Raw genomic sequence first — 21,100 nt, forward strand, 5'->3', positions numbered from 1 at the left:
CGCGCATGGCACCGGCCGGTCAAACTTACAGGTCCGACCGCGCTATCAGAAATGCAGCGGCTTGGCCTGCTGCACCTGCGGCAACGCGCGCACCTTGGCGAGCACCTGCTCGGGCAGATCGCCGTCGATCTCGATCAGCGCGATGGCGTTGCCGCCAGGCGCCTCGCGACCGACGTGGAAGGTCGCGATGTTGATGTTGGCTTCGCCCAACGTGCCCGAGAAGGTGCCGATGAAGCCCGGCTTGTCGAGATTGGTGATATACACCATGGACGGCGCGAATTCCGCGTCCATGCGGATGCCCTTGATGTTGACGATGCGCGGACGGCCGTCGGCGAAGACCGTGCCGGAGACCCAGCGCTTCTGCTTCTCGGTCTCGACCGTCACGGTGATGAGGCTGTCGTAGTCGCCGGCGACTTCGCGGGTGACTTCCTCGACCACCATGCCGCGCTCCTTGGAGATGACCGGCGCCGAGACCACGTTGACATCGCCGAGCATCGGCCGCAGCAGGCCGGCGAGCGCGGCCGAGGTGAGCGCGCGGGTGTTCATCTGCGCGACCGTGCCCTCATAGGCGATCTGCACCTTGCTGATGCCGGTCTCGGTAAGCTGGCCGGCGAAGGAACCGAGCTTCTCGGCGAGTTCGACAAACGGCCTGAGCTTGGGCGCCTCTTCCGCAGTGATCGACGGGAAGTTGACAGCGTTGGTGATGGCGCCGGTCATCAGATAGTCCGACATCTGCTCGGCGACCTGCAGCGCGACGTTCTCCTGCGCTTCCGTCGTGGAGGCGCCGAGATGCGGCGTGCAGATGACGTTCGGATGGCCGAACAGCACGTTCTCGGTGGCAGGCTCGGTGACGAAGACGTCGAAGGCGGCGCCGGCGACATGGCCCGAGTCGAGCGCGGCGCGCAGCGCCTGCTCATCGACCAGACCGCCGCGCGCGCAGTTGATGATGCGCACGCCCTTCTTGGTCTTGTTGATCGCCGTGGCGTCGATGATGTTCTTCGTCTTCTCGGTGAGCGGTGTATGCAGCGTGATGAAATCGGCGCGCTTGAGCAGGTCATCGAGCTCGACCTTCTCGACGCCGAGATCGAGCGCGCGCTCCGGCGACAGGAACGGATCGAAAGCGATCACCTTCATCTTCAAGCCGAGGGCGCGGTCCGCGACGATCGAGCCGATGTTGCCGCAGCCGATGACACCGAGCGTCTTGCCGGTGATCTCGACGCCCATGAACTTGTTCTTTTCCCACTTGCCGGCCTGGGTCGAACGGTCGGCCTCCGGAATCTGGCGAGCAAGCGCCAGCATCAGCGAAATGGCGTGCTCGGCGGTGGTGATCGAATTGCCGAAGGGCGTGTTCATCACGATGATGCCCTTGGCGGTCGCCGCCGGAATGTCGACGTTGTCGACGCCGATACCGGCGCGGCCGATGACCTTCAGGTTGTTCGCCTTCTCGAGGATCTTCGGCGACACCTTGGTGGCCGAACGGATTGCGAGACCGTCGTAGTTGCCGATGAGCTCGGCAAGCTTTTCCTTGTCCTTGCCGAGGGCCGGCTGGAAGTCGACCTCGATGCCGCGATCCTTGAATATCTGCACGGCGGCCGGAGACAGAGCGTCGGAAATGAGAACTTTGGGCATGGGATGTGATCCTGCTGTCTGCGCCGTCGTCCTGAGGTGCGAGCTAAGAGAGCCTCGAAGGATGGCGGCCGAATTGTTTGATTCCTGGGCCGTCGCCCTTCGAGGGCCGCCTACGGCGGCCACCTCAGGGTGACGGATCAATGTCGGAGTGGCGGCGTTACGCCGCCTTGGCGAGCGCGGCCTTGGCTTCGGCGAAGGCCCAGTCGAGCCACGGCGTCAGCGCTTCGACGTCCGCCTTCTCGACGGTGGCGCCGCACCAGATGCGAAGGCCCGGAGGCGCGTCGCGATAGTGGCCGATGTCGAGACCGGCCTCTTCCTTCTCCACCAGCGAGGCGAGTTGCTTGGCGAATGCCGCTTGCGCATCGCTCGACAGTGACGTGACGGCCGGATCGACGACCTTCAGGCACACCGAGGTATTGGAGCGGATATCAGCCGACACCGCGAGGAAATCGACCCACGGCGTCTTCGCCGCCCAGTCCGCCAGCACCTTGGTGTTGGCGTCGGCACGCGCGATCAGCGCCTTGAGCCCGCCGATCGACTTCGCCCACTGCAGCGTGTCGAGATAGTCCTCGACGCACAGCATCGACGGCGTGTTGATGGTCTCGCCCACGAAAATGCCTTCGTTGATCTTGCCGCCCTTGGTCATGCGGAAGATCTTCGGCAGCGGCCAGGCCGGCTTGTAGGTCTCGAGACGCTCGACCGCGCGGGGCGACAGGATGAGCATGCCGTGCGCGGCTTCGCCGCCCAGCGCCTTCTGCCAGGAGAAGGTCACGACATCGAGCTTGTCCCAGTCGAGCTTCTGGGCGAAGGCCGCCGAGGTGGCGTCGCAAATGGTGAGGCCCTTGCGGTCCGCGGCGATCCAATCGCCATTCGGCACGCGCACGCCAGAGGTGGTGCCGTTCCAAGTGAACACCACGTCGGTATTGAAATCGACCTTCTTGAGGTCGGGAATTTCGCCGTACGGCGCCTTGAGCACCGTCACGTCTTTCAGCTTGAGTTGCTTCTCGACGTCGGTGACCCAGCCTTCGCCGAAGGATTCCCAGGTCAGCATGGTGACGGGGCGTGCGCCCAGCATCGACCACATGGCCATTTCGACGGCGCCCGTATCGGAGGCCGGCACGATACCGATGCGGTAATCGGCGGGGACTTCGAGCACTTCGCGGGTCAGATCGATGGCGCGCTTCAGCTTCGCCTTACCGATCTTGGCGCGGTGCGACCGTCCGAGAGCTGCGTCTGTGAGGGCTTGGAGGTTCCAGCCGGGGCGCTTGGCGCAGGGGCCGGACGAAAAGTGCGGGGTTACCGGCCGCACGCCGGGCTTCGTCGCTGTCATAACCTATCCTTCCAGATAGCAGCCCCTCGTTGGGGAGGGGTGTCCCACTGGCGGAGATAGGCGAAGCGACGCGCCGGGTCAACTCATTTCGATACCGTCGAAAGGAATAATGCGTGAGCGCTAGAAGCGAACGCCGACACCAAGACGGCCGGTGCTCAAATTGGTGCGGATGCTGTTCACCGACGAGAACGAGATGAACTCGTACTCGGCGCGCAGGAAGACGTTCGGCAGCAACGCCACGTCCACGCCGACGCCGCCGAGGAAGCCGATCGCAAAGGCGTTGTTCTTGGCGTCGGTTTTGCTACCGCTGAAGTTATATGGCGAGCCGCCGCTAGCACTGGTCCCACTCGCGGTTACCGAAGCGGAATTGACGTAGTTGAAGCGGCCGACCGCGAGACCGAGCATCGCATAAGGCAGGAACTGCCCGATGGCGTAACCGGCACGGCCGCGCAACGTGGCGTAATCGACGAGCTTGATCGATGACGAGGATCGAACGGTGACTGAGTTCTCGTAGCCGTCCGAGGTATTGAAGATCCGGCTCATCGAGTCGGTTGCCGAAGCCTCCAACGAAGACATGTAATTATAGGACAGATCGGCCCCGAGAACGAGCTCGCTCCACTGCCAGTTATAGCCGATGAAGCCACCGTACTGACGGCTGTTCGAGCTGGTCGACGGCAGCGTCGTCCAGCCGGACACATTGCCCTCGTTCTCGATGGTGGTGTTACGCAGGATGTATGAGATCTGGCTGCTGGTGCTGTTGCCGAAGTTGGCGTTGAGGCTCGATAAGCCGATCGTCGCGCCGAACTGCACGCCGTCCCAGCGCACAAAAGCCGGCGTGTCGCTGAACGAGCCGCGCAGCCAATCGTCGTCGTCCGGCAAATCCGCGGCGCGCGCGCCGCCGATCGTGACCAGGAGCAATGCGGCGGCTGCAACGGGACGCAGCAAGGCGCTATCGTACATACGGGAAGTCATCGAAACTCCAACGGACACCAACACGCAACTCGTGGGCGGCGAGTGTCTTCAGCGTCATGGCGCCGAAGGCATCGCTTCCCGTCGTCGCATCACCAAAATTGAGATAGCGGTAGCCGAGATCGACCATCAGATTGGGCGCGACCGCATAGGCGACACCGCCCATGACCGCCCACGCGAAGCGCCATTGCGTATTCGAGGTGCCGCTCGTGAAAGGCGGCGCGCCCGTGCTCACGTAATCGGTCGTGCGTAGATAGGACACGCCGGCGCCGGCGCCGATATAGGGCGTCGCACGGTACCAGGTGCCGAGATCGAGATAGCCGTTGAACAGTGCGGTGACCGCCGACACCTTCGCCGAGGTGTCGCCGCTCGAGAGAACCGAGCCTTTGTATTTCATCGGCGCGGTGTAATCGACGGTAAGGTCGGTGCGAATCCAATCGCTCTTGTAACCGACGCCGGCGCCGCCGGTAAAACCGTTGCCGAGACTGTTGCCGGTGGGATTGGGAAAGCCGGGCGCCGATTGTGCGCCATCGATATGGCCCCAGTAGTAACCGAGGTCGCCACGCACGTACCAGCCGCCGTTCGGCACGATGAGCGCCGGCTTCGGCGGCGGAGGCAGATTCTGCGGCATGTCCGCGGCCATCGCAGTGTTCATGGCGACAGTCGCCTGCCCCACAACACCGACGATCGCGAACAGTTTCAGCCAACGCATGACACCGCGTCCTTCGCTGCCGGCGCGACCGCCGTGACGGTCGTGGCCTGCTTCGTCCGCCCTAAATTGCCGGAGACAAGTAAAGGGCGGCTTAACCATAAATCTTCACCATGACCGGCCGCCGTTAACCGTGAGCTGGGCGGCGGCCGCATCAGGTCAGCCTTTGCTATGGAGCGGCGGATAAACCGGCGCAGGCTGATAGACCGGCGGCGGCGCATAGACTGGCGGCGGCGCGTAATACGCAGGCCGCGTGTCGAATGCGTCGAAGTTCATGCGTACGCCGAGTCGGAGATCGTGCGACGTGAGGTGACGGAACTCCGTCGGATTGTAGTAGTTGTTGGTGCCGTCGAAGCGCGCGATGTCGCCGCTTTGGGCATTGCCGAGATCGACGTAGCGATATGCAAACTCGATCGTCGTGTTCTTGGTGACCTTGTAGCCGACACCCGCATAGAGCGCCCAGGCGAACTGCCATTTGCTCGCCGAACCGGCATAGGCGTCGCTGCCGCCACTGCCGGCGCAATTCGAGCTGTCGTTACAGGTCGAGAAGTCGCCGAAGTTGCTGATCGTGTTCCGGCTCGTACCGATGCCGGCGCCGATGAATGGGGTGATGTTCGCCCAGGTGCCAAGGTCGACATAGCCGTTGAGCAGGAACAGCCATTCCGACTTGCTCGCGGTGTAGCGATCGCTGGCGTAGCACGGCGGACCGCTCATGCAGGAGCCATCCGGCAGACGGCCGACGTCGAGACCGTGGAAGTTCGCCTTGGCACGGTATTCACCGGTCACGTCGACGCGGAACCAGTCGTTGACGTTGTAGCCGATACCGATGCCGAAGGTCGGCGCGGCATCGAAGCTCTTGTCGACGTTCGTGACCGACGAGAAATTGTTGTAGTTGGTGTTCCAGAGGCTATCGACCTGCTGGTTGCTGAAGCCGATATCGCCGCGCAGATACCAACCGCCCGCGAACTCTTCGACCGGAGGCGGCGGCGCATAAACCGGAGGCGGCGAGTAGTCAGCGGCTTGCGCCGCGGAGAATGCAAACGGAGCAAGCCCCGCCAGGATTGAAAGCGTCAGACGCCGTACCATTTCATCGTCCCTTCTCAAGTCCGGCGCTTCCCCCAAGCGACAGACCATTAATGGCGACGATGGCAGCAAATTCTTAAGTGGCGCTTAACCCTGTTTTTTAACTACGGTTTTTAACCATCTTTTGCGCGACCAGAGTTCCGTTTTAGCAAACTGTTTACCGGTGTGACGCGGGCATCCGAACCAGAAACAAAAACGGCCGGACCCAGGGCCCGGCCGTTCGGATCGCAGCAAGAACGATGAGAAACGTCAGTCGCCTTCGTGCATCTCACCGATGTGATGCTGCGCGTAGAGCTGCACGCCGATCTGCTCGACGAGGGTCAACTGCGTTTCGAGGAAGTCGATGTGGTGCTCTTCGTCCTTCATCAGCTTCTCGAAGATGTCGCGCGTGACGTAGTCCTTCACCGAATGACAGTGCGTCGCGGCCTCCTGATAGAGCTCGCGCGCGAACATCTCGGCGGCGAGATCGCAATCGAGCACTTCCTTCACGTTCTGCCCGATGTGCAGCGGGTCGAGCACCTGCATGTTCGGGAAGCCATCGAAGAAGATGATGCGCTCGACCAGTTTGTCGGCGTGCTCCATCTCCTCGATGGATTCCTTGCGCCACTGCTTGGCCAGATCCTTGTAGCCCCAGTTGTCGAGCAGGCGGTAATGCAGCCAATACTGATTGATCGCCGTGAGCTCGTGGCGCAGCGCCTTGTTGAGATATTCGATGACCTTCGCGTCGCCCTTCATGGCGGAAACACCTTTCGTAGAATGCAAACAAACGGAAGCAGGCGCGATCAAACGCTGATTAGCATAATTCTAATCTGGCAAAAACGTTCGGTTGCCGCAACCAACAGCGAAGACGGATCAGCCGTTGTGGTGGCTGTGCGTGGCGCAGGCGCAACCCGTGGGACAGCCGGCAGCGCCGATGGCCTCGTCCATGATCTTGCGGATGGTGCGGGCGCAGCGGCCGCACTGGGCCGAACAGCCGAGACAGCCATAAACCTGGCCGGTAGAGCGCGGATTGGCCGAGGTGACGGCGCGGCGCACTTCGTGGTCGCTAAGGACGTTGCAGGAACAGACAATCATCGCGTTTCGAGACCCGGCGGTTCGTTCGAGCGAACCTAAGATGACAGTTTGGGTACCGGCTTCGTTGCGCCAAGTCAAAGGAAAACGCAGTTTAAAAACGTTCTAAAGTATTGAATTACAACAGTTTTTTGCCTCGCTTACGCATCTGCAACCAACTTTTTGATGGCCGCAGAATAGTTTGCGGACATTGCGCCGCACCCGCCCGGCGGCCATGCGACGATGCCTGCGCAAAAAAATTTGGGAGGCATGTCGATCCGGCGCCCCTCGTTCGTCGTCTGAGCAGAGGCCGGGGTGGCCTCGCATGGAACCACAGGCGATCCGATAGGCGCGTGATGGCGATAGTCAGGCCACGAAGGATAGCGAAGCGGGCCTCATGCCCACGACTGAGCTGTTCGAGGCGATGGGCAAGCTCAACGAGGAACGCGTGAAGGCAGCCATCATGCAGGCAGACGACGGCCGCAAACCGGCGCGGCGTCCGGAATGACGGCCAGTATCCGCGCTGCCGCTAATGCAAATGCTTCAGCTTGTCGGGGTTGCGTACGATATAGATCGCCGCGATCTTGCCGTCCTCGATGTCGAGCGCGGTCGTTTGAAGCTCGCCATCGCCTTCCAGCGTGATGAAACCGGGCAAGCCGTTGATGAAACCGACGCGCACGAGCGTCGAGCGCCGATGCTTGAAAACCACCGCCAGGCGTTCCTGGACCTTCATAACGGCATCGAAGCCAAGGATCGGCTGCATGGCCGCCGGACGCTTACCGCCGCCGTCGGAATGGGTGCTGACATCGGCCGCGAGAAGAGCCGCCAGCGCCTTCATATCGCCGTTGCGCGAGGCCGTGAAGAACGCGTTGGCCAACTCGAGACCATGCTGCTTGTCGAGCTGGAAGCGCGGTCGCGTTTCGCGCACATGCACGCGCGCGCGGGCCGCAAGCTGACGGCAGGCCGCCGCGTCGCGCCCGATGCTCGCGCCGACTTCGTCGAACTCGAGACCGAAAACATCATGCAACAGAAACGCCGCGCGTTCGAGCGGCGAGAGACGCTCCAGGGCCAGCATCAGCGGCAAGGTGACGTCCTCCTCGGACTCCTCTTCGACCACGGGTTCGGGAAGCCATGGCCCGAGATAGGTCTCGCGCTGATGCCGCGCCGATTTGAGCTGATCGAGACAAAGGCGCGTAACGGTGCGGCGTAGATAGGCTTCCGGTTCGCGCACGTCGCAGCGGTCGGCCTTCATCCAGCGGATGAAGGCCTCCTGCAGCACGTCCTCGGCGTCCGCGACGGAGCCGAGCATGCGGTAGGCTACACGCATGAGCTTCGGACGCAGCGGATCGAAACTACCCGCTGCGTCCTCGCGTGCGTAGTCCGCGCTCATGCGGCTGCCGCCTGATTGGCCTTCGCTTGCGCCGGATCGGCGAACATGCCGAAGCCGACGGCGATGCGGTTCCACCCGTTGATGATATTGATCATCAGCGTCAGCTTGATCTGCTCCTCTTGGGAAAAATGCTCCTCGAGCAGCGCGCGCGCACCTTCCATCGGGGCGCCTTCACTGATCCTCGTCAGCGCATCGGTCCACGCAAGCGCCGCGCGTTCGCGATCGGTGTAGCAAGGCGCCTCGCGCCAGGCGGACAGCAGATAGATCCGCTGCTCGGTCTCGCCGTGCTCACGGGCGCTCTGCGCATGCATGTTGATGCAATTGGCGCAGCTATTGATCTGCGAAGCCCGAATCTCGACCAAGTGCATGAGCTTCGGGTCGAGGCTGCCGGCGATGGCCATGGACGTCGCGGTCCACTTCTTCATGAGGTCCGGGCAGGCGGCAAGCAGTTCTTCGACTTTCATGGTTCGCTTCCTTCTAGAGGTTACGACACCAAGACGAGCGAGGCCCAGCCCGTGTGACATGGGGGCCGGAAAATTCCGAAGGGGGCGCAGGAGGCGACACCAAGTAGTTGACAGAACAAGACGTTTGCCCGCCGCCCCGCGCCGGGGGTAGCGGCATCAGTGTGTTGCAGCGTCTGCCGATCGACAGCGACTACGCCGCAGCCTGGCTCAGCGCGTCGATGACGCTGTCGACCGCGGCTTCCACCACAGCCTTGTCGTCACCCTCGCCCATCACGCGAATGACCGGCTCGGTGCCGGACGGGCGCACCAGCAGGCGCCCGTTGCGGCCGAGCTTTTCCTCGGCGCTGGCGATCGCCGTCTTCACGGTCGCGCTCTCGAGCGGCTTGCCGGCCTTGAAGCGCACGTTCTTGAGGATCTGCGGCAGCGGCTCGAAGCGATGGCACACCTCCGACACCGGCTTGTTGCGGCGTTTGACCACCGCGAGCACCTGCAGCGCGGCGACGAGACCGTCGCCGGTGGTGGTGTAGTCGGACAGGATGATGTGGCCCGACTGCTCGCCGCCGACGTTGTAACCATCCGCGCGCATGCGCTCGAGCACATAACGGTCGCCGACCGGCGTGCGCAAAAGGTCGAGGCCGATGCTGCCGAGATAGCGCTCGAGGCCGAGATTCGACATCACCGTCGAGACGATGCCCGGCTTGGTGAGGCGGCCGTCTTCCTTGAAGCTTTCGGCGATGACCGCCATCAACTGATCTCCGTCAACGACGTGGCCGCGCTCGTCGATGATCATGACGCGATCGGCGTCGCCGTCGAGCGCGATGCCGATATCCGCGCGCACTTCGCGCACTTTGCGCGAAATCGCGGCAAGATCGGTCGAGCCGCACTCCTTGTTGATGTTGAAGCCGTCGGGCTCGACGCCGATCGAGATCACGTCCGCGCCCATTTCCCACAGCGCGCCAGGAGCGACCTTGTAGGCGGCGCCATTGGCGCAATCGATGACCACGCGCAGGCCTTCGAGCGAAAGATGACGCGGCAACGTCAGCTTGGCGAATTCGATGTAGCGATCCTGCACGCCGTCGATACGCCGGGCGCGGCCGAGATCGTGGCTTTCGGCCAGTTGTTTGGTGAGGTCGGAATCGAGCAGGGCCTCGATCTTCAGTTCGACTTCATCCGAGAGCTTGAAGCCGTCCGGCCCGAACAGCTTGATGCCATTGTCGTCGAACGGATTGTGCGAGGCGGAGATCATGACGCCAAGATCGGCGCGCATCGAGCGCGCCAGCATGCCGACCGCCGGCGTCGGGATCGGGCCGGTGAGCAGCACGTCCATGCCGACCGAGGTGAAGCCAGCAACCAGCGCGTTTTCTATCATGTAGCCGGACAGGCGCGTGTCCTTGCCGATCAGCACGCGATGACGATGATCGCCGTTGCGAAACATCAGGCCGGCCGCCTGGCCGACGCGCAGCGCGAGTTCAGGCGTGATGACCTTGTTGGCCCGGCCGCGAATGCCGTCGGTGCCGAAATAGCGACGAACCATCTACCCTAAACCCCTTCAGCCCTCGTACCGGCTTTGCGCCTTGATGATAGGTTTGTTGGCCGGGCGGCCCCGCCTGCCCGCGCGCCCTTATAATAGGACCAAGCCGGTGAATTTACTTCAAAAATTGTGAGTAAACATTACCGAAGCCGTTAACCGGCAAAAACCACCCGCAGCCGAATGGGAATACCACCGCCGCAGGCGTTCCACCACGTTTCGCGCTATGCTACCCGATTAAGGATTACCAGCCGGAAGCGCCATTGCCCATGAAAAACCTGCCTTCGATCGAGGACCTGCGCCTCGCGGCCCGGCGCCGCGTCCCGCGCGCCTTTTACGACTACGCCGACTGCGGCTCCTATAACGAAGATACCTATCGCTCTAACCGCGCCGATCTCGGGACCCTCAAACTGCGGCAGCGGGTGATGGTCGATGTCTCCTCGCGCAGTACCGCGACGACGATCCTCGGTCAGAAGGTCAACGCGCCCTTCGCGCTGGCGCCGATCGGGCTTCTCGGCATGCAGCACGGCGACGGCGAGATCCTCTCCGCCCGCGCCGCGCTCGCGGCCGGCATCCCCTACACACTCTCGACCATGTCGGTCGGTTCGATCGAAGATGTCGCCGAGGCGACCGGCCAGCCGTTCTGGTTTCAGCTCTACGTCATCAAGGACAAGGGCTTCACCAAGGACATCCTGGCCCGCGCGCAACGGGCGCGATGCAGTGCGCTGGTGCTGACAGTCGATCTGCAAGTGCTCGGCCAGCGGCACCGCGACGTGAAGAACGGTCTCACGGTGCCGCCGGAGATGAAGCTGAAGAACATCATCGACATCGCCACCAAGCCGGCCTGGGCGTGGAGCGTGTTGAAAGCCAAGCGCAAGACCTTCGGCAACATCTCGGGCTATGTGCCCGGCATGGAGAACGTCAATTCGCTGGCGCAATGGACCAACGATCAGTTCGACCCGGCGCTGAACTGGAAGGACGTCGCCTGGATCAAGAGCAACTGGCCCGGCAAGCTCATCATCAAAGGCATCATGGATCCGGAAGACGCCAAGATCGCGCTCGACGTCGGCGCCGACGCCATCGTGGTGTCGAACCATGGCGGCCGCCAGCTCGACGGCGCGCCCTCCTCCATCTCCGCGCTGCCGAAGATCGTCGAGACGGTCGGCAGCAAGACCGAAGTCATGTTCGACGGCGGCATCCGCACCGGCGCCGACATCATGCGCGCACTGGCGCTTGGCGCGCGCTCGTGTCTGATCGGCCGCGCATACGTCTACGGCTTAGGGGCCGGCGGCCAGGCCGGCGTCGCCAAAGCGATCGAGATCCTGCGCAAGGAATTCGATGTCACCATGGCGTTGTGCGGCGTTTCCCGGATCGAGGATATCGGACCGCAGGTGATCGCGCCGCGCGAGGCGCGCGATATCGCCGTGGCGGTGCGGCAAGCCGTGCGCAACGCCGCGCGCGACAGTTGAACCGATGGATCGGCCCCTACCGCTCAAGCGCGCGGACTTTCCGCACGTGCTGGCCATCACCACGCGCTGGATGGACAACGACGTCTACGGCCACGTCAACAACGTGGTCTACTACTCGTTCTTCGACACGGTGGTGAACCGCTATCTGATCGAGCACGGCGCGCTCGACTTTGCGAACGGCCCAACGATCGGATTGGTCGTCGAAACCAAATGCAATTACTTCCAGCCGATCGCTTTTCCGGACACCGTGCATGCCGGCCTGCGCGTCGTGCATCAAGGCACCAGCAGCGTGCGCTATGAGGTCGGGTTGTTCCGCAACGACGACAAAACCGCCTCGGCGCAGGGTCACTTCGTGCATGTCTATGTCGACCGCACCACGAACCGCCCGGTGCCGCTGCCGGAGCCACTGAAGAAGGCGCTGGCGGGGTTGCATAGATAGTCGTCGTCCCCGCCAAGGCGGGGACCCATACTCTCTGCCCTCTCGATAAGCCAGGGCTTATGGGACCCCGCCTTCGCGGGGGCGATAGTAACTACCGCCAGCCCAGCGCCGGCGCGACGTGCTTCAAGATCGCCTCGATCACATGCGCGTTGTAATCGACGCCGAGCTGGTTCGGCACGGTGAGCAGCAGCGTGTCGGCCTCGGCAATCGCCTCGTCAGCCTTGAGTTGCTCGATCAGCGCTTCAGGCTCGGCGGCGTAGCTGCGGCCGAAGATGGCGCGCTCGGTTTCGCTTAACAGTCCGACCTGGTCCGATCTGTCGTCGTGGCCGAAATACATGCGGTCCTGATCGCTCACCAGCGCGAAGATGCTGCGCGAGACCGAGACGCGCGGCGTGCGCGTATGCCCCGCCTCCTTCCACGCGTCGCGGAAGACCCGGATTTGCTTGGCCTGCTGCACGTGGAACGGCTCGCCGCTCTCGTCGATCTTCAGCGTCGACGACTGCAGATTCATGCCGAGCTTGGCCGCCCATTCCGCCGTCGCATTGGTGCCGGCGCCCCACCAGATGCGCTCGCGCAAGCCCTCCGAGAACGGCTCGAGACGCAGGGCGCCGGGCGGGTTCGAAAACATCGGCCGAGGATTGGGCTTGGCGAAGCCTTCCCCTTTCAGCACCTCGAGGAACACCTCGGTGTGCCGGCGGGCCATATCGGCATCGGTCATGCCCTCGGGCGGCGCGTAGCCGAAGTAACGAAAGCCATCGATCACCTGCTCGGGCGAACCGCGGCTGATGCCGAGTTGCAGGCGGCCGCCGGCGATGAGATCGGCCGCGCCCGCGTCCTCCGCCATGTAGAGCGGGTTCTCGTAGCGCATGTCGATGACCGCCGTGCCGATCTCGATACGCCTGGTCCTCGCGCCGACGGCCGCGAGCAGCGGAAACGGCGACGCCAGTTGCCGGGCGAAGTGATGGACGCGGAAGTAGGCGCCGTCGGCGCCCAGTTCCTCGGCGGCGACGGCGAGATCGATGGATTGCAGCAGCGCGTCGGCGGCCGACCGCGTCTGCGACTGTCGCGACGGGGTCCAGTGGCCGAAGGAGAGGAAGCCGATGTGTTTCATGGGGGACATGTGGGGACGAAGTGTGTGATTGTCGAATGACCGTTGCGTGTCGCAGCATGACAGGCTTGCAACGGTCCGTCATCCGCCGGTCGGCAAGCTGGGTCAGCACGCACAGCAACCACTGAATTGCGAACGGTCCCGCTTGCCAAAGCGGCGCGCGCGTGGCCCTTATCGCCCCCATGGCTGAGGTGATCATCCGGGACGGCGGCAAACTCGCACCGCATCCGCTGCGCGCGGCGGTGCTGAGCGAGGTGCATGCGCGCCCGTTCACGCCGATCGAGACGCCGCGCCGGGTCCTGCACTTTGCCTTCGAGACCGCCGCCGAGGCCGCACGCGCCGACCGCGCCGTGCTGACCGAACTATGCCGGCAGCGCGGTCTCGATTCGCCGAAGGACGGCAGCAAGCATCACCGTCTGCGCCTGGGCGGCGCCGTGCTGCGCTGGGAGCAGCATTCCGAATTCACGACTTACACGTGGGAGTTACCGTCGGAGACGCTGGTGCCGTTCCTGCCATCAGGCTCGGCATTGGCGACTCCGATGACCGTGCTGCCGCAGCCCGGACCGCTCATCGTCGCGCTCGACCTGCATCTTCTACCCGATGCCGAGACGAGCGCCACCACCGGCCAATTGTTCGACCGCGCCTCGCTCGCGGTCGCCGAGAACGCCGAAGGCGATGCGTTGTTCGCCACCGACTTCCAGGCCGACCCGAACGGCTTCATCCGTATTCTCGTGCTCGACCGCGGCCTCGGCGCCGAGCGCGCGGGCGCGCTGGTGCAACGGATCATCGAGACCGAAACCTATCGCACCTTGGCCCTGCTCGGCCTGCCGGAGGCGCAGCGGCTGGCGCCCTCGATCAGCCGCATCGAGCAGCGTCTCGCCGAAGTGACGGAGGAGATGCGGCGCTCCCAGCAGTTCGTCGACAACCACCGGCTGCTCGACGAACTGACCGCGCTCGCTGCCGAACTGGAGGCTGGCGCGGCGGCGAGCCTTTTCCGCTTCGGGGCCAGCCGCGCCTATGAGGAAATCGTGCACCTGCGCCTGCAGACGATCGGCGAGCGCAAGGTCGAGGGTTTCCCGACCTGGTCGTCGTTTCTGGCTCGACGCATGGCGCCGGCGATGCGCACCTGCATCACCACCGCCGAGCGGCAAGCCAACCTGTCGCAGAAGCTGGCGCGCGCCGCCAACCTCTTGCGCACGCGCGTCGATGTCGAACTCGAACAGCAGAACCGCGATCTCCTGCGCTCGATGAACGAGCGCACGCGCCTGCAACTGCGATTGCAGACCACGGTCGAAGGCTTGTCGGTGGCGGCGATCAGCTATTACGTCGTCGCCCTGTTCGGCCACATTCTCGAGGGCGTGCACAGCGAAGGCGTGCCGGTGAACGTGTCGGCGGCGACCGCTCTGTTCGTGCCGGTGGCGGTGCTGGCGATCTGGTGGGTGGTGCGACGGATCAGGCGCACGCATATTGGCGGCGTGGAATAACGAGCACGTTCGGTTAAACGGCGGCACTGGCGCGGAGAGGAAACATGGCCTTCGCGATCAAGGTGGAAGTTCAAGATCCGCGGGCGAAAGCCTTCGCCTTCCTCGCGCAGAAGACGATGTATGGCGGCAAGCACATCACCGCGGGTGACACCATCTTCGTGTTCGCGAGCGAAAACGAAGGCGGACAGGGCCTCGTCGCGCGCGGCATCGTCACTTCCGCCGCAGCGGTTGCAAAGAAGCGCGGCATTGCCCGGCAAACGCCGCGTGTAAGCGTCACCGTTAAACGTACAAAATTGGCGAAGCAACCGCTGGGGCGGAACGAGCTCAAACGCTTCGCCGATTGGGACGACGGCCAGCCTCAGACAGAACTCAATTTCAAATTCTATCGTCAGGCGACGAACAAGATCGTCGGCATCTCCGATGAAGCGGCGGCGTTCCTAAACAAGTTCTTCTAGAGTGCATTGCGCCTGGCTGGCAACGCCTCACATTCCGTTCGCCCCCGCGAAAGCGGGGGCCCAGCGGCCAAAAGCACAAATATTCAAATGCCGCGCTGGATTTCAACCCGACCACAAGCGCTCTAGCGCAACCCAGACGGTCTCTGCTCGCTGATCACTCCGCTGCCTGCCGCGCCGGCACGGGTGCTCGCGCCAGCACCTGATGGATTTGCGCGACCACTGCCGCACCCTCACCGATCGCCGCACCGACGCGCTTGGTCGAGCCGGCGCGCACGTCGCCGATGGCAAAGATGCCTGGCATGCTGGTCTCGAGCGGCAGCGGCGGGCGGCCGGGATCGTCCTCCGCCGGAAAGCCCTGGCCGGTGACGACAAAGCCCTTGCCGTCGACCGCGACACAGTCATCGAGCCAGCCGGTGTTAGGGTCCGCGCCGATAAACAGGAACAGGTGGCGCAACGGAATCCGATGCATCTCGCCGCTTCGCGTCCGGAGCGTCGCGCTCATGAGGCCGCAAGTCGTGCTGCCTTCGAGCGCCGCCACCTCGGCGCCGATCTTCAATTCGACATTCGGCAATGCCGAGATGCGATCGATCAGATAGCGCGACATGGTCTCTTCCAAACGCCGGCGCACGACCAGCTTGAGACGCTTCACTTTGGGCGCGAGATAGACCACAGCTTGCCCGGCGGAATTGCCGCCGCCGATCAACGCGACGTCCTCGCCCTCGCACAATTTGGCTTCGATCGGCGACGCCCAATAGGACACGCCGTTGCTGTCGAAGTCGGAAAGATTTGGAATATCCGGCCGCCGGTAGCGTGCGCCCGAAGCGATGACGATGGTGCGCGCACGGATTGTGAGGCCGTTCGATATCTCGAGCGAAAACGGATCCGTCGAACAGCGCTCCGGCCCACCGCAGTCGAGCCGTTCCACCTGCAGCGGAATGGCGAGTTCGGCACCGAACTTCTGCGCCTGCGTGAAGGCGCGACCGGCCAGCGCCTGCCCGGATATGCCGGTCGGGAAGCCGAGATAATTCTCGATGCGCGCGGACGCGCCCGCCTGACCGCCATAGGCGCGCTGGTCGAACACGATCACCGACAGCCCTTCCGATGCGGCATAGACCGCCGCGGCGAGACCGGCGGGACCGGCACCGACGACCGCAACGTCGTACAATGCGCAGGGCGCAATCTCCGGCATGATGCCGAGACACACTGCGGCTTCGGCGTCGGTCGGGCGTCTCAGCAGCTTACCGTTAGGGCAGATCATCAACGGCAGTTCGTGCGGCTGCACCGCAAAACGCTCGATTGCGGCGCGTGCCTCTTCGTCGGCATCCGCATCCATGACCGTGAACGGATAGCCGTTGCGCGTCAGAAAGCCCTGCAGACGAATACACTCGGCCGAACGGCCGCGGTCGATGATGACCGAGCCGGCACCACCGTCCTGGATCAGCGCCACGCGCCGCAGGATGAAAGCGCGCATCATCATCTCGCCGACCTCGGCCGAACCGATGACCAAAGCGCGCACATGCGCCGCGTCGAACGGCAGCGCCGTGCAGCCCTCGGATCCGGCACGGCCGGACGCCAGTGTGCCGCGGCCGGACAGCTGACTGACCTCGCCGCTGAACTGGCCGCTCGACAACGACACGACGGACGATTCGCTGTGCAGGCCGTCGCGGCGCGACGTCTCGATGCCGCCCTCCAACACCAGCCAGGACGGCACGTTGCGCGTGCCGACGTCGTATATCAGCTCGCCCGGCGCGAAATGCCGCGCCTCACCGCTGGCGAAACGCCGAGCGATTTCGATCTGGGCCGCGTCGAGCACGGGGTACAGTTGGTCAAAACGCGTCTCAGCAAGACTCATGAGAAAACTCCGTCGCCCCTCCGGCGGGCGAACTTTAGCATAAAGATTCCGTATGTCGGCCCGGCGAAAGATGTGGTCGACTCATCCCAATTCTGTGATCGGGCCCCAATGGCGCCGTTGGAACCCGCGCCTATTTAGTATGAACCGCCAGCGAGGGTGACAGCATGCGCACCGAGCGTCTTTCATTTTCCAACGCAAAAGGGGAGAAGCTGTCTGCTCTGATCGACTTCCCACTCGGCAAGCCCGACGCCTTCGCCCTATTCGCGCACTGCTTCACCTGCGGCAAGGACAATCTTGCGGCCAAACGCATCGCCGAGCGGCTGGCGATGAATGGCATCGCCGTGCTGCGGTTCGACTTTACCGGGCTCGGCACCAGCGAGGGCGATTTCGCCGACACGCATTTTTCGTCAAATGTAGACGATCTCGTCGCCGCCGCCGATTATCTGCGTGAGCACCACGGTGCACCGGCCATCCTGATCGGGCACAGCCTCGGCGGCGCGGCCGTAATTGCCGCCGCGCATCGGGTTCCCGAGGCGCGCTGCGTGGTCACGATCGCGGCGCCGAGCGATCCGATGCACGTCACCGCGCAGTTCAAGGACGACGTCGACAAGATCAAGGCTGACGGCGAATTGGAGGTGGCGCTGGCCGGACGGCCGTTCCGCATCAAGCGCGCTTTCCTCGAAGACGTGGCGCAGCACAAGTTGCACGACTATCTCGCCGATCTGCACAAGGCGCTTCTGATATTCCACTCGCCTACCGATCAGACAGTCGGCATCGACAGCGCCACCTATATCTTTACCCATGCGAAGCATCCGAAGAGCTTCGTCTCGCTCTCCGGCGCCGATCATCTCCTGAGCAAGAAAAGCGACGCCGCCTATGTCGCCAATGTGATCGCGGCCTGGACCACGCGCTACATCGAACAGGCCGAGGAGCGCACGGATGCCGATGTCGAAGCCGGCACGGTGCTGGTGCGCGAGACCGGGCAAGGCAAGCTGCAGCAGGAAGTGCTCAGCGGGCCGCACCGTTTCCGGGCCGACGAGCCGGTACAGGTCGGCGGCGACGACTCGGCGCCCTCTCCCTACGATTACCTGCTGGCCGCTCTCGGCGCCTGCACGGCGATGACGATCAGGCTTTATGCCGAACGCAAGAAGCTGCCTCTCGATCGCGTGTCGGTCAGATTGACGCACAACAAGATTCACGCCGAGGACTGCCTCAACTGCGAGACGAAGGAGGGCATGCTCGATCGCATCGATCGTCATCTGACCTTTGAGGGCGCGCTTACAGATGAGCAGCACAAGCAATTGCTGGTCATTGCCGACAAATGCCCGGTGCACCGGACCCTGACGTCGGAGATCGATATCCGCACCTTCGAGCGGCCCGCCGTGCCGGAGACGACGTAAACGCCGATCCCCGCGTCCGACTGCGGCTTATCACGTGATTGTATAACACCGCTCGTCCGTCCCATATGGGAGGGATGCAGGAACACCACGCTCATCGGCACGATCACGCGCACGAACATGACGGCGCTTGCGCCACTGCACAGAGCGTGACCGCGCCGTCGGATTTTCGTGCTGGCCGCGCTTACAAGGTGCAAGGCCTGTGCTGCGCCGACGAAGTTGCGGCATTGCGCAAGGCGGTTGGTCCGCTGTTCGGCGGCGGCGAGCGCCTCGCCTTCGACGTCCTGAATGCCCGCATGACGGTGCCGGCCGATGCCGGCGCCGTCAAAGACGAAGCGATCCTGAAAGCCGTCGCCGCGACCGGCATGAGCGCGACGCCCTGGAGCGCCTCGGCCGGCAAGGACGAAACCGACGCCGTTCGCCGCCAGCAGATATTCTTCACCGCGGCGAGCGGCGTCTTCGTGCTAATCGGCATCGTCATCCATATCGCGCTGGCCGGCGGTCTCGCCGAAGCCTGGAAACTGTTCGGCTCGCACGCCGAAGAGCCGATGCCGCTGCCGGAAGTTTTGGCTTATGCCGCCGCGGCGGCGCTCGGCGCGCGCTTCGTCGCGGTCAAGGCCTGGTATGCCATCCGCAATCTGCGCCCCGACATGTATCTGCTGATGTCCGTCGCCGTCATCGGCGCGATGATCATTGGCGAGTGGTTCGAGGCTGCGACCGTGTCGTTCCTGTTCGCCCTGTCGCTGGCGCTTGAAAGCTGGAGCGTCGGCCGTGCGCGCCGCGCTATCGCGGCGCTGCTCGACCTCGCACCGCCGACGGCGCGCCTGTTGCGCCGGGACGGCGCGGAAATCACCGTGCCCGTCGCCGAGGTCAGGCCGGGCAACCGCTTCGTCGTCCCCGCCGGCGAGCGCATCCCGCTCGACGGCCGCGTCACCGAGGGCCTCAGTGCCGTCAACCAGGCGCCCATCACCGGCGAAAGCGTGCCGGTGGAAAAGCAGCCCGGGGCGGAAGTCTTCGCCGGCACCATCAACGGTGACGGCACGCTCATCGTCCGCGCCACCAAATCCGCGCAGGACACGACGCTGGCCCGCATCATCCAGATGGTCGAGGACGCGCACGCGCGCCGCGCGCCGTCGGAACAATGGGTCGAGCGCTTCGCGCGCGTCTACACGCCGGCCGTGATGACGCTCGCGATCCTCATCTTCGTGCTGCCGCCGCTTCTCTTCGGCGAAGCCTGGGGCGACTGGTTCTATCGGGCGCTGGTGCTGCTGGTCATCGCCTGCCCTTGCGCGCTCGTCATCTCGACGCCGGTCTCCATCGTGGCGGCGCTCGCCTCGGCCGCGCGCGCCGGCGTTCTCGTCAAAGGCGGCGCCTTCATTGAACTGCCGGCACGCCTGAAAGCCATCGCGCTCGACAAAACCGGCACGATCACCCGCGCCGAACCGCAGATCGCGCGCATCGTTCCGCTCGGCAACCACACCGAAGCGGAGCTCATCGCCCGCGCCGCCGCGCTCGAAGCCCGCTCGACGCATCCGCTGGCGCGCGCCATCCTGGGTTATGCGCAAGCGCAAGGCATCGCGGCCGAGCCGGCCACCAACGTACAGGTGCTGCAAGGCAAAGGCCTGACCGGGACATTTGCCGGCGAGGAGTTCTGGCTCGGCTCGCATCGTTATGTCGCCGAGCGCAACCAAAGTACGCCTGACATCGTACGCGCAGCCGAGGCGATGGAAGCGGACGGCAAGACCGTCATCGTCGTCGGCAACCAGCGCCATGTCTGCGGCCTCATTGCCGTTGCCGATACGATCCGGCCGGAAGCGCGCGCGGTGGTGAGGCAGTTGCACGAGGCCGGCATTGCCCACGTCGCGATGCTGACTGGCGACAACCGTGTGACGGCGGAGGCCATTGCCCGCGAAGTTGGTATCGACGAGGTGCACGCCGAACTGCTTCCCGAGGACAAGGTCCGCAAGGTCGAGGAACTGGTCAAACGTTACGGCACGGTGGCGATGGTCGGCGATGGCGTGAACGATGCCCCCGCGCTGGCGCGCGCCAATCTTGGCATCGCCATGGGTACGATCGGCTCGGACGCAGCGATCGAAACGGCCGACATCGCGCTGATGACCGATGACGTATCGAAGCTCGCTTGGCTCGTGCGCCACGCCAAGCGCACACTCGGCATCATCCGCCAGAACATCGGCTTCTCGCTGGCGTTGAAGGCGGCCTTCGTCGTGCTGACCTTCGCCGGCATGGCCAGCCTGTGGGCGGCCATCGCCGCCGACACCGGCGCATCGCTACTGGTGGTGCTCAACGGGCTGCGGCTGCTCAAGGGTTCCAAGGCCGCCGGGTAAACCGGGGCCCCGACCTCACTTTTTTCAATTTCCCCCCATAGGACGGGACGGCAGGCCAACTACAGCGCCGTGGCATGGCACAAATCGTGCTTGTTATACTTTAGTCATACATGATTGAATTGCGCACGAGCCTGACATGAACCTCAACCGCCGCGCCGATCCTCGCCTCGTCTGGGCTGCCACCGTGCTCGCCCTGGCCGTGTTCGTGCTCTACGTCGCGCGAATCTGAGGCGAAGATTCTTTCCCGTTATCTTCCTTGAGCTTGGGCCCGACGTGCCTCAGCACCGCCATTTGTAGCGGCTTGACGGTCTCTGGGGCTTCGGCCAAACTAGAACAAATAGGGAACAATGAGACGCCAACGGCTTTGAACAAAGGCCGAATAACCTTACGTCTCCAGAG

At 63.9% G+C, this 21,100-nt stretch carries 18 protein-coding genes and 1 pseudogene; 7 read left to right on the plus strand and 12 right to left on the minus strand.

Translation table 11 applies throughout. The annotated features are described in order from the left end of the window. Positions 1–45: 45 nt before the first annotated feature. The 7 genes from serA to DW352_RS12860 all read right to left on the minus strand — a co-directional run bounded on the left by serA (position 46) and on the right by DW352_RS12860 (position 6,794). Complete coding sequence (serA, locus tag DW352_RS12830) at positions 46–1,629, minus strand: phosphoglycerate dehydrogenase (RefSeq protein WP_115691696.1); 1,584 nt, start codon at positions 1,627–1,629, stop codon at positions 46–48. A 157-nt stretch (positions 1,630–1,786) separates the two neighbouring features. Then, complete coding sequence (locus DW352_RS12835) at positions 1,787–2,959, minus strand: phosphoserine transaminase (protein ID WP_115691697.1); 1,173 nt, start codon at positions 2,957–2,959, stop codon at positions 1,787–1,789. A 120-nt stretch (positions 2,960–3,079) separates the two neighbouring features. After that, on the minus strand, positions 3,080–3,931 hold the full coding sequence (locus DW352_RS12840) for an outer membrane protein (RefSeq protein WP_115691698.1): 852 nt from the start codon (positions 3,929–3,931) through the stop codon (positions 3,080–3,082). After that, positions 3,909–4,640 (minus strand): outer membrane protein, encoded by a 732-nt coding sequence (locus DW352_RS12845; protein ID WP_162826932.1) that lies wholly within the window; start codon positions 4,638–4,640, stop codon positions 3,909–3,911. The genes DW352_RS12840 and DW352_RS12845 overlap by 23 nt, the downstream gene beginning before the upstream one ends. A 156-nt stretch (positions 4,641–4,796) precedes the next feature. Next, entirely contained in the window at positions 4,797–5,723 is a 927-nt protein-coding gene (locus DW352_RS12850) for an outer membrane protein (RefSeq protein WP_115691700.1), read from the minus strand. A 246-nt stretch (positions 5,724–5,969) separates the two neighbouring features. Next, the gene (bfr, locus tag DW352_RS12855; protein WP_115691701.1) at positions 5,970–6,455 is read right to left on the minus strand and encodes a bacterioferritin; all 486 of its coding nucleotides are present in this window, start codon (positions 6,453–6,455) and stop codon (positions 5,970–5,972) included. Between the two features lie 117 nt (positions 6,456–6,572). Then, entirely contained in the window at positions 6,573–6,794 is a 222-nt protein-coding gene (locus DW352_RS12860) for a (2Fe-2S)-binding protein (protein ID WP_115691702.1), read from the minus strand. Between the two features lie 373 nt (positions 6,795–7,167). Here DW352_RS12860 and DW352_RS27350 point away from each other — a divergent pair. After that, a pseudogene (locus DW352_RS27350) lies at positions 7,168–7,269 on the plus strand (YciI family protein); the annotation flags it as partial. Positions 7,270–7,299: 30 nt separating this feature from the next. On the opposite strand, the gene DW352_RS12865 reads toward DW352_RS27350, so the two are convergent. From DW352_RS12865 to glmM, 3 genes are all read right to left on the minus strand, one after another. Then, on the minus strand, positions 7,300–8,160 hold the full coding sequence (locus DW352_RS12865) for a sigma-70 family RNA polymerase sigma factor (protein ID WP_115691703.1): 861 nt from the start codon (positions 8,158–8,160) through the stop codon (positions 7,300–7,302). Then, on the minus strand, positions 8,157–8,624 hold the full coding sequence (locus tag DW352_RS12870) for a carboxymuconolactone decarboxylase family protein (RefSeq protein ID WP_115691704.1): 468 nt from the start codon (positions 8,622–8,624) through the stop codon (positions 8,157–8,159). The genes DW352_RS12865 and DW352_RS12870 overlap by 4 nt, the downstream gene beginning before the upstream one ends. 190 nt (positions 8,625–8,814) lie before the next feature. Further along, complete coding sequence (gene glmM / locus DW352_RS12875) at positions 8,815–10,158, minus strand: phosphoglucosamine mutase (RefSeq protein WP_115691705.1); 1,344 nt, start codon at positions 10,156–10,158, stop codon at positions 8,815–8,817. Between the two features lie 263 nt (positions 10,159–10,421). On the opposite strand from glmM, the gene DW352_RS12880 reads away from it, so the two are divergent. Then, positions 10,422–11,621 (plus strand): alpha-hydroxy acid oxidase, encoded by a 1,200-nt coding sequence (locus tag DW352_RS12880; RefSeq protein ID WP_115691706.1) that lies wholly within the window; start codon positions 10,422–10,424, stop codon positions 11,619–11,621. Positions 11,622–11,625: 4 nt separating this feature from the next. Next, positions 11,626–12,060 carry an acyl-CoA thioesterase gene (locus DW352_RS12885; protein ID WP_115691707.1) on the plus strand — a complete coding sequence of 145 codons (435 nt, stop codon included), beginning with the start codon at positions 11,626–11,628 and terminating at the stop codon, positions 12,058–12,060. A 91-nt stretch (positions 12,061–12,151) separates the two neighbouring features. On the opposite strand, the gene DW352_RS12890 is transcribed toward DW352_RS12885, so the two are convergent. Then, positions 12,152–13,171 (minus strand): LLM class flavin-dependent oxidoreductase, encoded by a 1,020-nt coding sequence (locus DW352_RS12890; RefSeq protein WP_115691708.1) that lies wholly within the window; start codon positions 13,169–13,171, stop codon positions 12,152–12,154. 179 nt (positions 13,172–13,350) lie between these two features. On the opposite strand from DW352_RS12890, the gene DW352_RS12895 reads away from it, so the two are divergent. Continuing rightward, positions 13,351–14,652: a DUF3422 family protein gene (locus tag DW352_RS12895; RefSeq protein WP_115691709.1), complete on the plus strand. Its 1,302-nt coding sequence runs from the start codon at positions 13,351–13,353 to the stop codon at positions 14,650–14,652. Between the two features lie 44 nt (positions 14,653–14,696). Beyond that, the gene (locus DW352_RS12900) at positions 14,697–15,107 is read left to right on the plus strand and encodes a hypothetical protein (RefSeq protein WP_115691710.1); all 411 of its coding nucleotides are present in this window, start codon (positions 14,697–14,699) and stop codon (positions 15,105–15,107) included. Between the two features lie 154 nt (positions 15,108–15,261). Here DW352_RS12900 and DW352_RS12905 read toward each other — a convergent pair whose 3' ends face one another. Beyond that, positions 15,262–16,959: an NAD(P)/FAD-dependent oxidoreductase gene (locus DW352_RS12905; RefSeq protein ID WP_115691711.1), complete on the minus strand. Its 1,698-nt coding sequence runs from the start codon at positions 16,957–16,959 to the stop codon at positions 15,262–15,264. Between the two features lie 164 nt (positions 16,960–17,123). On the opposite strand from DW352_RS12905, the gene DW352_RS12910 reads away from it, so the two are divergent. Together DW352_RS12910 and DW352_RS12915 are read left to right on the plus strand one after the other, a co-directional pair. Then, a complete protein-coding gene (locus tag DW352_RS12910) occupies positions 17,124–18,359 on the plus strand; it encodes a bifunctional alpha/beta hydrolase/OsmC family protein (RefSeq protein ID WP_115691712.1) in 1,236 nt (411 codons plus the stop codon). A gap of 146 nt (positions 18,360–18,505) precedes the next feature. Continuing rightward, positions 18,506–20,701 carry a heavy metal translocating P-type ATPase gene (locus DW352_RS12915; protein ID WP_245434428.1) on the plus strand — a complete coding sequence of 732 codons (2,196 nt, stop codon included), beginning with the start codon at positions 18,506–18,508 and terminating at the stop codon, positions 20,699–20,701. Positions 20,702–21,100: the final 399 nt, after the last annotated feature.

It is taken from the genome of Pseudolabrys taiwanensis, assembly GCF_003367395.1.
Classification (GTDB): domain Bacteria; phylum Pseudomonadota; class Alphaproteobacteria; order Rhizobiales; family Xanthobacteraceae; genus Pseudolabrys; species Pseudolabrys taiwanensis.

Excerpts from the sequence above, each read along its gene's own strand:
- serA (WP_115691696.1), bottom strand. The coding sequence starts at position 1,629 with ATGCCCAAAGTTCTCATTTCCGACGCTCTGTCTCCGGCCGCCGTGCAG.
- DW352_RS12835 (WP_115691697.1), bottom strand. The coding sequence starts at position 2,959 with ATGACAGCGACGAAGCCCGGCGTGCGGCCGGTAACCCCGCACTTTTCG.
- DW352_RS12840 (WP_115691698.1), bottom strand. The coding sequence starts at position 3,931 with ATGACTTCCCGTATGTACGATAGCGCCTTGCTGCGTCCCGTTGCAGCC.
- DW352_RS12845 (WP_162826932.1), bottom strand. The coding sequence starts at position 4,640 with ATGCGTTGGCTGAAACTGTTCGCGATCGTCGGTGTTGTGGGGCAGGCG.
- DW352_RS12850 (WP_115691700.1), bottom strand. The coding sequence starts at position 5,723 with ATGGTACGGCGTCTGACGCTTTCAATCCTGGCGGGGCTTGCTCCGTTT.
- bfr (WP_115691701.1), bottom strand. The coding sequence starts at position 6,455 with ATGAAGGGCGACGCGAAGGTCATCGAATATCTCAACAAGGCGCTGCGC.
- DW352_RS12860 (WP_115691702.1), bottom strand. The coding sequence starts at position 6,794 with ATGATTGTCTGTTCCTGCAACGTCCTTAGCGACCACGAAGTGCGCCGC.
- DW352_RS12865 (WP_115691703.1), bottom strand. The coding sequence starts at position 8,160 with ATGAGCGCGGACTACGCACGCGAGGACGCAGCGGGTAGTTTCGATCCG.
- DW352_RS12870 (WP_115691704.1), bottom strand. The coding sequence starts at position 8,624 with ATGAAAGTCGAAGAACTGCTTGCCGCCTGCCCGGACCTCATGAAGAAG.
- glmM (WP_115691705.1), bottom strand. The coding sequence starts at position 10,158 with ATGGTTCGTCGCTATTTCGGCACCGACGGCATTCGCGGCCGGGCCAAC.
- DW352_RS12880 (WP_115691706.1), top strand. The coding sequence starts at position 10,422 with ATGAAAAACCTGCCTTCGATCGAGGACCTGCGCCTCGCGGCCCGGCGC.
- DW352_RS12885 (WP_115691707.1), top strand. The coding sequence starts at position 11,626 with ATGGATCGGCCCCTACCGCTCAAGCGCGCGGACTTTCCGCACGTGCTG.
- DW352_RS12890 (WP_115691708.1), bottom strand. The coding sequence starts at position 13,171 with ATGAAACACATCGGCTTCCTCTCCTTCGGCCACTGGACCCCGTCGCGA.
- DW352_RS12895 (WP_115691709.1), top strand. The coding sequence starts at position 13,351 with ATGGCTGAGGTGATCATCCGGGACGGCGGCAAACTCGCACCGCATCCG.
- DW352_RS12900 (WP_115691710.1), top strand. The coding sequence starts at position 14,697 with ATGGCCTTCGCGATCAAGGTGGAAGTTCAAGATCCGCGGGCGAAAGCC.
- DW352_RS12905 (WP_115691711.1), bottom strand. The coding sequence starts at position 16,959 with ATGAGTCTTGCTGAGACGCGTTTTGACCAACTGTACCCCGTGCTCGAC.
- DW352_RS12910 (WP_115691712.1), top strand. The coding sequence starts at position 17,124 with ATGCGCACCGAGCGTCTTTCATTTTCCAACGCAAAAGGGGAGAAGCTG.